The sequence below is a fragment of the Paraburkholderia sp. UCT70 genome, assembly GCF_050434085.1.
Lineage (GTDB): Bacteria > Pseudomonadota > Gammaproteobacteria > Burkholderiales > Burkholderiaceae > Paraburkholderia > Paraburkholderia tuberum.
In genome coordinates this window covers 502,193-515,462 of record NZ_JBNPVZ010000003.1, presented here as the reverse complement: position 1 = coordinate 515,462, position 13,270 = coordinate 502,193, and the positions used below count along the sequence as shown (strand labels likewise).

Here is a 13,270-nt window from a genome sequence, read left to right as displayed (position 1 = left end):
AATTTGCGTCTGCATCAGAAAGACGCCGTGGACGGCTACCCGTGCGACACGATCCTCGGTTCAGTTCGCATGGACGGGCCTGTACACCCAATCGCGAATACGGTGAAAGGTGCGAACAACAAGATTCAATCTCAACGGCATACCTTGGGGAGGTTTGGGCAATCCCACTGTTTTTATCGCTTCCATGCAATCATTATCGTACCTTGAATCACCACTTGAGGTCTTCACGGTAATTGATAACACGTTACCTTCGGCGTCGATCTCCACGGGAAAAACAGCGTCAGTGGCTTTGTCGCCGTCAGTCACCAAGGCATTCGTGACGGGCAATATCCGCTTCCGAACCGCGAGCGCGTACTCCGACATGGCCGCTGCGGAAGGTTGCGAGGCGCCATGCTGCGGTACCGATCCATCAGGTTCAATTGGGCGGCAAGGACCGCTTAGCAGCATCGCGGTAATCGCAAGCAGGACTGATTCTTTTCTCACGACTATCTGTTCTCTTTCCAGTCAATACCTGATGGTGGCGTCTCGCCAGATGGAACGTTGCATCGGGCCCGCTTTGTGGTGTTTCGGAAGACATATTACCCCGAGCACTGGCCCTATATTCGTTGAGACAGCACGATTGGCAATCGATGCGCACCCGTATTCGGATGGAGCGTTCCCATGCGAATTCTCGTTGCCGTCCTGCTCTCGCTGGTCAGCGAGCCTTGCTGTTACTGCCTACGATGTACATATCATTCTTAAAGCGTTTTGGGCCGAAGAGTCGCAGCCCCAATTCATCTTGGCAGAGTGACAGAGCGACCTTGGCGGTGACAACGAGGTCCACCTCGTCCAACGCGACGACGATTAGGGCAATCGTTTGGAGACAGCCATGCATTTCGACTACCAACAATTCCACATCGACGCGTCACCTCTTGATGAAGGCGGCCGCTATTACGCTCGCGCAAAGATCTACCGGCGCGCCTCGGCGAGTGGCGATGCCGTCGAGGTAAAGTATTCGGGCGACCTCGGCGATTTTCCCTCCGACGCGGATGCTATTGAGGCGGCGCAGCGTTGGGCGATTCAGTGGTGCGACGAGAACTCCGCTTAGGCTTCACTATCCAGGTCCAGGCTGTCCCGGGAGTATTCGCCGCACCCACCAGACATCCAGTTCGGGGGCACGCGTCAGGCGAGAGCGATACGTGCAGCGAGGGCTGACAACGGCCCTCACGACCGATCCTGCTGATCCCCGGCAAAAGAAGCGGCGCATAATGCACACATCCCTTTGTCAGGACGATGGAGGTAGATGTGACAACTTTTGCTATCGACGCCGTTCGCATCAACCCGACGAACGACAGGTTTACCCATGTGCGCTGGGCTCCCGTCGATCCGTCGACGCGTGAATGGCTGTCCCCCCCTGCGATTGTGGAGGTGGTCGAAGTCGTCGCCGCGATCCGTCGGGGAGATGTTGTTTGGTCCCTTTTTACGCTTGGTGGCACACGGTATCTCGGGCCAAAAATTGTGTCTGTCTCTCACACCGACGGACACGCCGGCATCGACACGGATCTCCCTGGCGATCATGTCGAAAAATGCATTGACGATTTGCCGCACCTTTGACGGCATACCTTTGAGGCCGTCGGCGATCATCGTGCGCATCGTTTCTCGGCAAGCGAAAATTCCCGGGGACTGTGAAAGGTCTGGATCGGGTCGGTAAGACTCGTTGATGGACAGAGAGAGCTGACATTCGCCGACGCCAGTTTGTAAAAGTCAGCAAAGCGACCTGCTGCCGCCGCACGCTGCCCGATCGGCAACCGACCGCTATGGCCGACGTGTACGCGACGGTTATCAGGCAGGTCTTCTGGAGAACCAGCCATCCGGATGACGGCTTTGAGGATAAGGGGTCCGGATTCGCCCGATGAGAGGTGCGCCAAAAAGCGGGCGCACGAGCCGGGACGTAGCATTGTCTCGCACGGCTAGCGTCGATCGCACTCGATTTCAGTCTGTTCTGGGCTGCTTCGTACGGACCAACCCCGCGCCTGGTCGCGTCGCTCGGAAAATATCGAGGGTACAAGGCAGAGAGATACTCTCCGTACCATAACTTAGACGCCCACATCCTGACGACACGCCTGAATATGAGCGGTGGCGACTGCGCGCTAAACTGGGTGTGCTAGCGACAAGATCGGTGGGTCGAGCTCAAGACGATGAATTTCACCCGGATGATGGTCCGCTTCGCCTTCGTGTGCATGATCGTGCTAGCCGGAGTGGCCATCTTGCAGGATCGTTTTCTCTACTTCCCTCAGAAAGCCACCATCGAGGAGGCCGCCTCCGGCGGACTGCGCGCCTGGCCAACACCTGAGGCATTCCGGGGCCTCGCGGCGGAGCCGGCCGGGTCCGCGCGCGCCACGGTCATCGTCTTTCATGGCAACGCGGGGCATGCCGGCCACCGCTGGTTCTATGCCGCGGCGCTCACCCGACTCGGGCTGCGCGTGATTCTCGCCGAATATCCAGGCTACGGGCCGCGCACCGGTGCATTAGGCGAAGCGAGTCTGGTCGACGATGCTCAACAAACCATCGCGCTCGCCCATCGCCTCTATGGAGCGCCGCTGCTGCTCATCGGCGAATCGCTTGGGGCCGGCGTGGTGGCGGCGGCCGGCTCGCGTGAACGCGACAAGATCGCAGGCATGATGCTCATCACGCCATGGGATCGGCTCGAGCATGTCGCCGCTTATCACTTTCCGTGGCTGCCCGTGAGGTGGCTGCTGCGCGACCGATACGACAGCGTGACCCATCTGGCGTCGTTCGGCCGGCCGGTTCTCGTCGTGGTTGCGGAACGCGACAGCATCGTCCCTACGCGCTACGGCGAGGCGCTTTACAACTCGCTGTCCGCACCGAGAAAACTCATGATGGTGAAGGCGGCTGACCATAACGACTGGATTGGCCACGTCGACGAAACCTGGTGGCGGGAGGCGACCGACTTCCTTCTCACGCCTTTGCGTTGAAATATGAAGACGCCACCGGTCTCGTTTAGCTCGGAGCGCATCTATGTTCTCGATGCGAAGAACAGGCCTGTCGAGGTGTTCGACCACGGCGCGTGGTCGCGCTGGATGACGGAAAACGAGCTGGTCTTCCGCCGCACACTGCTGGACGACTACGGTGTAACGGTCACGACCCGCTTCCGTGGTGTGTCCAAACCGAAAACCGGAGAGGCTTTGCTGTTCGTGACGCGCGTCGCCGGAATGCAGGCGCAAGACAACAGGAGCTACGGAGCAAGTACGCTCGATGAGGCGCTGGAGCAGCATGAGCGCATCGTGCAGAAAATCCTCCGGATAATGACAGGGCGGTGACCATCACAGCACGACGATTCTGCAGAACCGTAACCCCAGGGAGTCGTCCATACATGGTGCAAACGGCGCAAGCGAATCGGATAGAGTGTCCTGCTGAACGAATAGAGAGCCGTCGTGGTGTGTCGATGAAACGTAGCTGAAGATCCGCGGCAGGTGGGTGTAGCTCTGCCGGGCGGTGAATCGGGCCGGCCAGACAGTTGACTTCGTGCTACGTGCAAAGCGCGACGTGAAGGCGGTCAAAGCCTTTTTCAGGAAAGCTCTCAAACATCAGGGCAAGCCGCCGAAGACCATCCCACTGGATGGCTATGCCGCCTCACAACGCGCGGTGCGTGAGATGAAGGTTCGATCCTCGAAAAATCTCAATAACCTGATTGAACAGGACCTACCTGTCTAGCCGTGAGGAAACCGATGAGCGGCGAATTATCTGTGGGCTTTACGAACCCTCATTGTCCGATGACGTCGAAACGCTCCTCGGCGAAATGAACTTGGGGAAACTTCAAGAAGGTCTTGTACATAACCGCTGCAGGAAAAGCAGTCGATCACACGACCCGGGCTTCGATCGCGCTTATTCGGCCGCAATGGACATTTCCCGACAAACATTTGCATTGAAGGCGCGCCTGGCCGAACGGGCGCGCCATTATCGATCGGTTGGCTGATTCAACATCGGTCCTCGTCGCGCTGAGCGCTTAGCCTTGTTTAACGTCGCCGTTTACATAAGATCAAATCCACTGTGACGAGGGGCATACCATGGCAATCACGCAAGCAGGCGTCGGCGCGAATGCCGGATGAACGGTTATCGCCGCCATCCGCCTGCCTGGGTTCCGCCCGCGCATCCCGGGTTCATCCCCGACAACCCACTGCCACCTGTCACCCCGTCCGGGCTTCCGAGGCGGCGACCAGAGCAGTGCGGACATCCAGGCCGGCGTCTTAAGGACAGTAGGTCGGCCATAGCTGACATTCAGGAGTGAGCCTTGGTCGGTCAGCTTCAGGACACTCTCCGGCCGTTCGCTCCTCAGCGGTCGTGAGCGACTCGTCTCGCCGTCGCCAACGCGTACTTCCGACCCCTTTCGGTCCTTCGACGCAACGTGGTTAAATCGTCAGATCTGGAGGGCGGATTCAAACGGCCATTCCATCGCGATGACGGTTCGCGATGCTGGATACGGGTGGTTGCGAGCAACTCTCCGCGTCGAACTTACGGAGCGTTGTTCAAACGAGGTCAGGACGTCGCCGTGCCGCCACCTGCACACCGGTCACGTCCGTTTCGCAACCAGACCTAGAACCGCTTCGCGAAGCCTACCGTTAAACCGTGCGGGAGAATCTGCACGAACAGGGGTGTCTGCCATCTCGTGCTCAAGTATCCTACCGCCGTACCCAGCGCCCAACCGGCGAGAACGTCGGTCTGCCAATGCGCCTGGCTTTTCACGCGCGCGATCGAATCATAGAGCGGCAACACCTCGAGTGCCCAAACCCACGGATCACGCCGGCCATAGTTGACGATGAACGGCGTTACGAAACTCGCCTGAAGGGTGACTTCACCACTGGGAAAACTCTTTCCGCCGCTGAACCATTGGTTCGGTCCCTGGCCAGCGCTGGGCCGCTGGCGACCGAACGCATACTTCATGCCTTGAGCAGCAACCGCCGATATCGCCGTAGCGTCGGCCGTTTGCCAGAATGTATGGCCCAGTTCGTTGTCGTTCCCAAGCCACAGAGCCCCACCCGCCGTCGTGGCTATCACGGCGTATTCAAGTGCGAGTTGAACATTGCGGTTCCATATGCCGCTCTGATCTAGCGCGACTTCGTGATCGATCCCGCCGGCATACGCGCCCGAAAAAGTGAGCGCCGTGATTGCGGCGGCTCCACACCGTCTCCCTGTCACCCTGATTCCAGAAGTCATCGATCTCATTTTCGCCCTCGCGCAACAGTGTGGCGAAAGGTTCGCGTAACCAACTTTCTGCAGTTACTTTAAGACGCAACGTGACCGACGATCGCGGCCCGCACCATGATCGCCATGGATCATGGTGGCGACGATTGAAGGCAACTTCAGTCCGCCCCGGATCTATTCAAACCTTCCGATGCGTCAATCGGCGCCTCGATGCGGAACCGCCCGCAGGAGGAACTGCCGTCAGCGTACCAACGCGACGGGATGCGCAGCATGGAGGTCGAATACGGTGAAACACATGTTGCACAAGATCGTACTAGACCGATCTGAAGGAAACGTTAAGACCCGAAACGTTTCCAATGCTCAGGGAGCTAAGCCATGTCACGTCAGCATCGAGTTGATCTCGTGCCGGGCATATTCTCGCGATGGAACCAGAGGCGGCTTGAAAGGTCCTGTTAGCGCGGCACTTAACAACATGTCGAACCAATGTCGTCGGGTCCGGATCTCTGGTTTAGCCAGGCCTGTGGCTGCCTAGGAAATCCCCAAATCCATGAACAGGACGGCCTGTCAGCATGAGTGCTTACGCCGCTAGACCGGCCTCAAGAGAAATGGCTGGTGTTGAAATGGAAGAGACATTCGAGTGGGCCGGTCGCCCAATGGCCCAATGACGGGAGATGGCCGGTCACTGCTACATGCAATTGACATACGCAGCCCCAACTTCGCAAGGCTGCGGCCGGCAGCACGCGTTAAGAATGGAATGAACGTCCCCCACCCGCCAGTGGGATGACACAGGTAGCGAATCCGCGCAGGCCGACGGTCCCAGAGATACCCAACCGGGAAAAGATGACACCTTCCCGCGGCAAACCGGAGGATCCGAGATGAGCTATACAACGGTCGGAGTAGATATCGCGAAGAATGTGATGCAGATGCACTGGCTCGAATCAGAAACCGGTGAAGTCATCAATAGGTCGATCAAACGCTGCGCCGCTATACGGTGGCCGCCACCAAACTGCACGCGGATGACACGCCGATCCAAGTACTCTCGCCGGGCAACAGGAAGACCCGCACCGGTCGACTGTGGGTCTACGTGCGCGACGATCATCGCTCCGGCTCGAGGCAACCGGCTGCGGTCTGGTTCGCCTACTCGCCGAATCGGCAAGGCATCCATCCTCTGACCCATCTGGCCGACTTCAAAGGGATCCTGCAAGCGGACGCTTACGCGGGCTTCGACGAACTGTTCCGCCTCAATCCCACCGCTCGTCACGCACCTGAACGACGCCCGCCTCGATCCGCACCGGAAACGCCACCACATCCTCATATGCCGGCGGCGCCAGCACCTTTCCGGTCCTGATGCAAAATCGTGCACCGTGGCGCGGACAGACGACCACGTCGCCTTCCACCACACCGCCAGTCAGGATGCCGCTGTCGTGCGGGCAGACATCCTCGATTGCGTAACAGGTGCCGTCGACATTGAACACAGCAACCTGCGCGCCATCGACCTCGACGCTGCGAACAGACCCGGCCGGAAAATCGCCGATCGCGGCCACATCGACCCAGTCGGACATGTCAAAGCATCCCCAATTGCAGGCGCGCCGCATCCGACATCCGGTCTCTCGACCACGGCGGATCCCACACCAGTTCAACGTGCACGTCGTTCACTCCGCTCACCGAGAACACCGCATCCTCCACCGTCGCCGGGAAGGTCTGCGCGACCGGGCAGCCGGGCGCGGTCAGCGTCATGCGAATCCCAACGCGGCCTTCGGCTTCGTCCACGTCAAGACCGTAAACAAGCCCCAGATCGTAGATGTTGACCGGAATCTCCGGGTCGAACACGGTGCGCAGTGCATCGATCACGCGTTCTTCAAGACCTTCTGTTGTCGTGCCACTGCCGGGTTGTGCGGCCTCGGTGCGCTTCAGCCAGTCGAATGTGCTCATCGTCTGCCTCACTCTGTCGAAACGGGGCGATGCTCGTCGTGCAGCGCGGCGTGGAGCGTATGCCAGGCCAGCGTCGCGCACTTCACACGCTCGGGAAATTCACGTACACCGGACAGCACCGCCAGCTTGCCCATCTCCGGCGCGGCTGTCGCCTGCCCTGCAGCGGGTGTTGTCACCATGTCGTGAAAGCGCCCGAACAGCGCTTCGGCCTCTGCTTCCGTTTTGCCTTTCAGCGCCTCGGTCATCAGCGACGCTGATGCTGTCGCAATTGCGCAGCCCGCGCCTTCGAAACTCGCTTCTTTGACGATGCCGTCCTCGATTCGCAGATAAAGCGTAATCCGGTCGCCGCACAGCGGGTTATAGCCCTCAGCCGTGTGATTGGCGCCGGACAGTCCATGACAGTTACGCGGCCGCCGGTAGTGGTCGAAGATGACTTCCTGATACAGGTCGCGCAGATCGCTCATTTTCCGAATATCTCCCTGACCTTTCCGAGACCTTCGATCAGCGCGTCGATATCCTGGTGCGTGTTGTAGAGGGCGAGCGACGCGCGCACGGTCGCCGGTACGCCGAAGCGCTGCATCACCGGCATCGCGCAATGATGGCCCGCACGCACCGCAATGCCGTGATGATCGAGAATCGTGCCGACATCATGGGCATGCACGCCGTCGAGCACGAACGACAGAATGCCTGCCTTGTCGCGTGCGCTACCGATAAAACGCAAGCCCGGTATCACCCGCAGGGCGGCCGTCGCATAGGCGAGCAGTTCGTTCTCGTGCGCGGCGATTACTTCCATGCCGATGCTGTCGACATAGTCGAGCGCCGCGCCCAGCGCAATCGCGCCGGCAATGTTCGGCGTACCCGCCTCGAACTTCCACGGAATCGCGTTGTATTCCGTTTTCTCGAATGTTACCGATCGGATCATGTCGCCGCCGCCCTGCCATGGCGGCATCGCTTCAAGCAGTGCGGCCTTGGCGTATAGCACGCCAATGCCAGTCGGTCCGTACACCTTATGCCCGGACAACGCGTAGAAATCGCAATCTATCGCGCGGACGTCGACCGGCAGATGCGTGATTGCCTGTGCACCATCCAGCAACACCGGCACGCCCCGCGCGTGTGCCGCTGCAACGATGCGCTCCACCGGATTGATGCTGCCGAGCGCGTTGGCCAGATGAGTCATCGCGACCAGCCGCGTACGTTCACTCAACAAACGCTCATACGCGTCGGCATCGAGCGCGCCCGTATCGTCGATCGGCACGACTTTCAGCGCCGCGCCCGTCTGCTCGCAGACGAGCTGCCACGGCACAATGTTCGAATGGTGCTCCATCGCGCTAATCAGGATTTCGTCGCCGGGCTTGATTTGCGGGCGAGCATAGCTCTGGGCGACGAGATTGATCGCTTCGGTCGTGCCACGCACGAACACGATCTCCTCCGGACGCTGCGCATTGATGAAGCGTGCAATCTTCGCGCGTGCGGCCTCGAATGAATCGGTCGCGCGCTGCGACAGCAGATGCACGCCGCGGTGCACATTGGCGTTGCTATGCCGGTAGTAAGCGTTTTCTACGTAGATGACCGAGGCGGGCTTTTGCGTTGTGGCGCCATTGTCGAGATAGACCAATGGCCGGCCATGCACGCGCTCGCCCAGAATCGGAAAATCGGCTCTCCAGTGCTCGACATTGCGCGGATCGGGCGTCTGCATCTGTTCGATCGGCTTCATAGCAGCTCCCTGATGCGCTCGCCTTCCGGGGTGCGCGCGAACAGCAGGTTTTCGAGCCGGCCACGCAGCGAATCGATGCGCACACGTTCGACAATGTCGCGCGCAAATGCGTATGTCAGTAGCGCCCGCGCCATGCGCTCTTCGACGCCTCGTGCACGTAAATAGAACAGCTGGTTGTCGTCCAGTTGACCGACCGTCGCGCCGTGTGTGCATTTCACGTCGTCGGCGTAGATCTCGAGTTGCGGCTTCGTGTCGATCTCCGCATCGCGTGACAGCAGCAGGTTGTGATTCGCCTGATGCGTGTCCGTTTGCTGCGCATCGCGATGCACGATGACGCGTCCGTTGAACACGCCGCGCGCAGCGCCGTCGAGCACGCCGCGATAGTATTCGCGACTCGTGCCGTGCGGCTCAGTATGATCGATGCGCGTGTGGTGATCGACGTGCTGCCGGCCCCCGACGAAATAGAGACCGTTCAACGTCGCTTGCGCGTTCGCGGCGTTCAGGCTTGTGCCGATACCAGTGCGCGACAACGCGGCGCCGAACGCGAACGCATGTGAGGTAAAACAGCTGCCCCGTTGCTGCGCAGCGGCGACCGACGCGATATGAAAAGCCTTCGGGCCCTCTTGCTGCAACCGGTAGTGCTGCACGTCCGCCTGCTCGTCTGCGACGATGCGGGTAACCGCATTGGTCCAGTACGCGTCGCCGCTCAGCCCTACAAAATGCTCGACGATCGTGCAGCCCGAGCGTGCTCCTGCAAGCACGACATTGAACGGCTGCACCGCAAGACCCGCTTCGTCGGTCAGGAACAGGATCTGCAGCGGTTGATCGATGACCTCGCCAGGCGGCAGCACGATGGCAAACCCATCCGTCATAAACGCCGTATTTAGCGCGGCAAAGCCATCTGAATACGCCTGCGAGGTGAATGCCGATTCCAGTTGTTGTGGCATTTCTCTCAACGCCCGTGTGAGCGAGCCCACAAATACCCCGTGTGGCAAACCATTCAGTTTCGACGGCCGCGGCACATGCCGACCGTTGACAAAGACCAGTCGATTCGCGGCAGGGTCCAGCTTGAGTTCATCGATGACGTGCCGCACGTCGCTATCGTCCGTGCGTTGTGCCTTGAAATGCCAGGGACGCTTGCCAATCGCCGACACGTTCGTGTATTTCCAGTCCTCGTGCCGCGTGGTCGGCAAACCCAGCGCGTCGAACTGGTCGAACGCGCTTCGGCGCGCGGCACGCAGCCATGGAAACTCAACGCCGGGCAACGTCTTCGCGAGTTGCCCAAACTGATGGAAATAGTCGAGAGATTCGTTTTTCATGGATGTCCCGCACTTTCCTGGCTCGCTCTCTTTTCTGGTTGCACCGCTTCATCGTCGATCCAACCATAGCCTTTACGCTCCAGCTCCAGCGCCAGTTCACGGGACCCCGACTTCACGATCCGGCCATTCGCCAGCACATGCACGCGATCCGGCACGACGTAGTCCAATAGCCGCTGATAGTGCGTCACGAGCACGATCGCCCGTTCTGGACTGCGCATGCTGTTGACGCCCTGCGCGACAATCTGCAATGCGTCGATGTCGAGTCCGGAATCCGTTTCGTCGAGAATGGCGAGCCGGGGCTCCAGCACGACCATCTGCAGAATCTCGTTGCGTTTCTTCTCTCCGCCCGAAAAACCTTCGTTCACGGCGCGATACAGCAGACTCTCGTCCATCTGCATCAGCGTCATCCTCTCCTTGACCCGCTGAAGAAACTCCATCGCATCGAGCTCCGGTTCGCCACGATACCGCCGCTGCGCGTTCAGCGCCGCCTTCAGCAGATAAACGTTGCTCACACCCGGTATCTCGACGGGATACTGGAACGCGAGAAACAGTCCTTGGTGTGCGCGCTCCTCGGGTGCGAGCGCCAGCAGGTCGCGGCCGAGATACGAGACCTCGCCGCCCGTGACAGCAAAGTCCTCGCGCCCGGCCAGCACCTGGGCAAGCGTGCTCTTGCCCGAGCCGTTCGGACCCATGATCGCGTGCACCTCGCCGGCCCTTACACCCAGATCGATGCCACGCAGAATTTTCTTGCCGTCGACTTCGACCTGCAGATTGCTGATTTCAAGCATGGTCCGAATCCCTCGCGAATCGCTGTGGGTTATCCCACGGCGCCTTCCAGGCTGACGCCGAGCAGCTTTTGTGCCTCGACTGCAAACTCCATCGGCAGCTCCTTGAAGACCTCCTTGCAGAAGCCGTTCACGATCATCGATACCGCATCTTCCGGCGACAACCCACGCTGCCGGCAATAGAACAACTGGTCTTCGCCGATGCGTGATGTCGATGCTTCGTGTTCGACCTTCGCGGTCGGGTTCTTGACCTCGATGTAGGGGAATGTGTGAGCGCTGCAACGGTTTCCGAGCAAAAGCGAATCGCACTGCGTGTAGTTGCGCGCGCCTTCCGCCGCACGGCCGACCTTCACGAGGCCGCGATACGCGTTCTTTCCGCGGCCCGCCGAAATGCCTTTCGACAGAATCGTGCTGCGCGTATTGCGGCCGACGTGAACCATCTTCGTCCCGGTATCGGCCTGTTGATAGTGGTTGGTCAGTGCCACCGAATAGAATTCACCGACCGAGTTATCGCCCTGCAGGATCACGCTCGGATACTTCCACGTAATCGCCGAGCCGGTTTCCACCTGAGTCCATGAAATCTTCGAATTCGCCTCGCGGCAGTCGCCACGTTTGGTCACGAAGTTGTAGATGCCGCCCTTGCCCGACGCATCGCCCGGATACCAGTTCTGCACCGTCGAATAGCGGATCTGTGCACCTTCCAGCGCGACCAGTTCGACCACAGCGGCATGCAGCTGGTTTTCGTCACGCATCGGCGCGGTGCAGCCTTCCAGATAGCTCACGTACGCGCCTTTGTCCGCGACGATCAGCGTGCGCTCGAACTGCCCGGTATTCTGGGCGTTGATACGAAAGTAGGTCGACAGTTCCATCGGGCAGCGCACGCCCGGCGGGATGTAGCAGAACGACCCATCGCTGAACACGGCGGAATTGAGCGCAGCAAAGAAATTGTCGGTGTGCGGCACGACCGAGCCGAGATACTTTCGCACCAGTTCGGGATGATGCTGTACGGCATCCGAGAACGAACAGAACACAATGCCGAGTTCCGCCAGCTTTTCGCGGAACGTAGTCGCTACCGACACGCTGTCGAATACCGCATCCACCGCTACGCCCGCCAGCAGTTCGCGCTCCCTCAACGGCACACCCAGCTTTTCGTAGGTACGCAGCAGTTCCGGATCGACTTCATCGAGACTCTTCGGACGGTTCTTCTGCGTCATCGGCGCGGAATAATAGATAATGTTCTGATAATCGATCGCCGGGTGTTCGACCGTCGCCCAATGCGGCTCGGTCATCGTGAGCCAGTGGCGATAGGCCGCGAGTCGCCATTCGAGCATGAACGCCGGCTCGTCTTTCTTCACCGATATGAGCCGGACCACATCCTCGCTCAGCCCGCGCGGAAGCGCATCGGCCTGCAGATCAGTCACGAAACCGTGCTGGTATTCGCGTTTGATCAGTTCTTCGAAACCGGTTGCGGATGCGCTCATGCGTGGCCTCCGTCAGTCGACATGCGCGCAGGCATCGCGCCCGCGCGATGGGTGGAGATACTACGCGCGCGGATCGCGCTGATATCGACAGCGCGCAAGGTGGGGCCCGCCATGTCCGCCAGCGTGACCTGCTGCAACGCTTCGTAAATCAGGCGATTGACCTTCTGCCAGTTGGCGCGCACTGCGCACGCCGCCTCCTGGATACACAGGCCTGGCGTAGTGCTGCATTCGGTCATCCCGATCGGGCCGTCGACGACGGCGATCACCTCCGCCAGCGTGATCCGCGCGGGCGGCCGCGGCAGCAGGTAGCCGCCGTTTGTGCCGCGCAGCGACTCCACGACACCACCGCGCGTCAGGACTTTCAGCACCTTTGACACCGTAGGCCTCGCGACGCCGGTCGTCGCAGCAATGCTACTTGCGCTGTGGACGGCATCGGGATCGCGCGCCATCGCGGTCATGATCACCGTGCCGTAATCGGCAAGTTTGCTCATGCGCAACATCGGAACATCTCCCGTTTTAATCAGGACCCATTTGGTCCAGATTACATCGAAACGAAAACCGCACGTTTGGAGTGAGCGACACTGTCCTGTGTGGGGATTCCTTGGCCACGTCGCGAATCGCTTTCCGTTTGGGGAGAAGTATTTCGCGAACGGCCCAACGCCGATTTCATTCTAGACCTGTATATATAACCTTGTCAGTGTATTGGTCTTCGTGACGGACCGCTCTGGCGAGCCACGCTCCATCGACCGCGAATACCCACTCGCCCGACGAGACATCAGTTGTTTGATATCCATGGAGCGGCCTCCTGAATCGCCGGACACAGTTTCCCACTTAAAA

Annotated in this window: 14 protein-coding genes and 3 pseudogenes; 7 read left to right on the top strand and 10 right to left on the bottom strand. The window is 59.8% G+C overall.

Features of this window, described 5'->3' with window-relative positions:
- Positions 1 to 60: 60 nt before the first annotated feature.
- Positions 61 to 483 (bottom strand): TonB family protein, encoded by a 423-nt coding sequence (locus OKW41_RS20195; protein WP_429573745.1) that lies wholly within the window; start codon positions 481 to 483, stop codon positions 61 to 63.
- A gap of 385 nt (positions 484 to 868) precedes the next feature.
- Between OKW41_RS20195 and OKW41_RS20190 the strand changes: the two genes are divergently transcribed.
- The 5 genes and pseudogenes from OKW41_RS20190 to OKW41_RS20170 all read left to right on the top strand — a co-directional run.
- Entirely contained in the window at positions 869 to 1,087 is a 219-nt protein-coding gene (locus OKW41_RS20190) for a hypothetical protein (protein ID WP_429573744.1), read from the top strand.
- Between the two features lie 197 nt (positions 1,088 to 1,284).
- Positions 1,285 to 1,593, top strand: coding sequence for a hypothetical protein (locus tag OKW41_RS20185; RefSeq protein WP_429448216.1), 309 nt, complete (start codon positions 1,285 to 1,287; stop codon positions 1,591 to 1,593).
- 584 nt (positions 1,594 to 2,177) lie between these two features.
- Positions 2,178 to 2,975 (top strand): alpha/beta hydrolase, encoded by a 798-nt coding sequence (locus tag OKW41_RS20180; protein ID WP_429573743.1) that lies wholly within the window; start codon positions 2,178 to 2,180, stop codon positions 2,973 to 2,975.
- A gap of 3 nt (positions 2,976 to 2,978) precedes the next feature.
- Positions 2,979 to 3,320, top strand: a complete 342-nt coding sequence (locus OKW41_RS20175; RefSeq protein ID WP_429573742.1) for a hypothetical protein — start codon at positions 2,979 to 2,981, stop codon at positions 3,318 to 3,320.
- Between the two features lie 112 nt (positions 3,321 to 3,432).
- Positions 3,433 to 3,702: pseudogene (locus OKW41_RS20170) on the top strand (DDE-type integrase/transposase/recombinase); the annotation flags it as partial.
- An 891-nt stretch (positions 3,703 to 4,593) separates the two neighbouring features.
- On the opposite strand, the gene OKW41_RS20165 reads toward OKW41_RS20170, so the two are convergent.
- Positions 4,594 to 5,214: a phosphatase PAP2 family protein gene (locus OKW41_RS20165; protein ID WP_429573741.1), complete on the bottom strand. Its 621-nt coding sequence runs from the start codon at positions 5,212 to 5,214 to the stop codon at positions 4,594 to 4,596.
- Positions 5,215 to 6,077: 863 nt separating this feature from the next.
- Between OKW41_RS20165 and OKW41_RS20160 the strand changes: the two are divergent.
- Positions 6,078 to 6,185 (top strand): annotated as a pseudogene (locus OKW41_RS20160) (IS110 family transposase); the annotation flags it as partial.
- Between the two features lie 17 nt (positions 6,186 to 6,202).
- A pseudogene (locus OKW41_RS20155) lies at positions 6,203 to 6,442 on the top strand (IS66 family transposase); the annotation flags it as partial.
- Position 6,443: 1 nt separating this feature from the next.
- Here the strand turns inward: OKW41_RS20155 and OKW41_RS20150 are convergent.
- The 8 genes from OKW41_RS20150 to OKW41_RS20115 are packed head-to-tail and all read right to left on the bottom strand — an operon-like array spanning position 6,444 to position 12,933.
- Positions 6,444 to 6,764, bottom strand: a complete 321-nt coding sequence (locus tag OKW41_RS20150; protein WP_429573740.1) for a non-heme iron oxygenase ferredoxin subunit — start codon at positions 6,762 to 6,764, stop codon at positions 6,444 to 6,446.
- A gap of 1 nt (position 6,765) precedes the next feature.
- Positions 6,766 to 7,134, bottom strand: coding sequence for an SUF system Fe-S cluster assembly protein (locus OKW41_RS20145; protein ID WP_429448223.1), 369 nt, complete (start codon positions 7,132 to 7,134; stop codon positions 6,766 to 6,768).
- Positions 7,135 to 7,142: 8 nt separating this feature from the next.
- Positions 7,143 to 7,598 carry a Fe-S cluster assembly sulfur transfer protein SufU gene (gene sufU / locus OKW41_RS20140; RefSeq protein ID WP_429448225.1) on the bottom strand — a complete coding sequence of 152 codons (456 nt, stop codon included), beginning with the start codon at positions 7,596 to 7,598 and terminating at the stop codon, positions 7,143 to 7,145.
- Entirely contained in the window at positions 7,595 to 8,848 is a 1,254-nt protein-coding gene (locus OKW41_RS20135; RefSeq protein WP_429448226.1) for a SufS family cysteine desulfurase, read from the bottom strand. Before OKW41_RS20135 ends, sufU begins: the two co-directional genes overlap by 4 nt.
- Positions 8,845 to 10,167 carry a Fe-S cluster assembly protein SufD gene (sufD, locus tag OKW41_RS20130; RefSeq protein ID WP_429573739.1) on the bottom strand — a complete coding sequence of 441 codons (1,323 nt, stop codon included), beginning with the start codon at positions 10,165 to 10,167 and terminating at the stop codon, positions 8,845 to 8,847. Before sufD ends, OKW41_RS20135 begins: the two co-directional genes overlap by 4 nt.
- Complete coding sequence (gene sufC / locus OKW41_RS20125; RefSeq protein ID WP_429573738.1) at positions 10,164 to 10,955, bottom strand: Fe-S cluster assembly ATPase SufC; 792 nt, start codon at positions 10,953 to 10,955, stop codon at positions 10,164 to 10,166. The genes sufD and sufC overlap by 4 nt, the downstream gene beginning before the upstream one ends.
- A 29-nt stretch (positions 10,956 to 10,984) precedes the next feature.
- Complete coding sequence (gene sufB / locus OKW41_RS20120) at positions 10,985 to 12,433, bottom strand: Fe-S cluster assembly protein SufB (protein WP_429573737.1); 1,449 nt, start codon at positions 12,431 to 12,433, stop codon at positions 10,985 to 10,987.
- Positions 12,430 to 12,933: an SUF system Fe-S cluster assembly regulator gene (locus OKW41_RS20115; protein WP_429573736.1), complete on the bottom strand. Its 504-nt coding sequence runs from the start codon at positions 12,931 to 12,933 to the stop codon at positions 12,430 to 12,432. The genes sufB and OKW41_RS20115 overlap by 4 nt, the downstream gene beginning before the upstream one ends.
- Between the last annotated feature and the right edge of the window lie 337 nt (positions 12,934 to 13,270).

What these genes read in the sequence shown, in the direction of transcription:
- OKW41_RS20175 (WP_429573742.1), top strand. Translation starts at nt 2,979, where the DNA reads ATGAAGACGCCACCGGTCTCGTTTAGCTCGGAGCGCATCTATGTTCTC.
- OKW41_RS20135 (WP_429448226.1), bottom strand. Translation starts at nt 8,848, where the DNA reads ATGAAGCCGATCGAACAGATGCAGACGCCCGATCCGCGCAATGTCGAG.
- OKW41_RS20190 (WP_429573744.1), top strand. Translation starts at nt 869, where the DNA reads ATGCATTTCGACTACCAACAATTCCACATCGACGCGTCACCTCTTGAT.
- sufB (WP_429573737.1), bottom strand. Translation starts at nt 12,433, where the DNA reads ATGAGCGCATCCGCAACCGGTTTCGAAGAACTGATCAAACGCGAATAC.
- OKW41_RS20145 (WP_429448223.1), bottom strand. Translation starts at nt 7,134, where the DNA reads ATGAGCACATTCGACTGGCTGAAGCGCACCGAGGCCGCACAACCCGGC.
- OKW41_RS20115 (WP_429573736.1), bottom strand. Translation starts at nt 12,933, where the DNA reads ATGTTGCGCATGAGCAAACTTGCCGATTACGGCACGGTGATCATGACC.
- OKW41_RS20180 (WP_429573743.1), top strand. Translation starts at nt 2,178, where the DNA reads ATGAATTTCACCCGGATGATGGTCCGCTTCGCCTTCGTGTGCATGATC.
- sufU (WP_429448225.1), bottom strand. Translation starts at nt 7,598, where the DNA reads ATGAGCGATCTGCGCGACCTGTATCAGGAAGTCATCTTCGACCACTAC.
- OKW41_RS20165 (WP_429573741.1), bottom strand. Translation starts at nt 5,214, where the DNA reads ATGACTTCTGGAATCAGGGTGACAGGGAGACGGTGTGGAGCCGCCGCA.
- sufC (WP_429573738.1), bottom strand. Translation starts at nt 10,955, where the DNA reads ATGCTTGAAATCAGCAATCTGCAGGTCGAAGTCGACGGCAAGAAAATT.
- OKW41_RS20150 (WP_429573740.1), bottom strand. Translation starts at nt 6,764, where the DNA reads ATGTCCGACTGGGTCGATGTGGCCGCGATCGGCGATTTTCCGGCCGGG.
- sufD (WP_429573739.1), bottom strand. Translation starts at nt 10,167, where the DNA reads ATGAAAAACGAATCTCTCGACTATTTCCATCAGTTTGGGCAACTCGCG.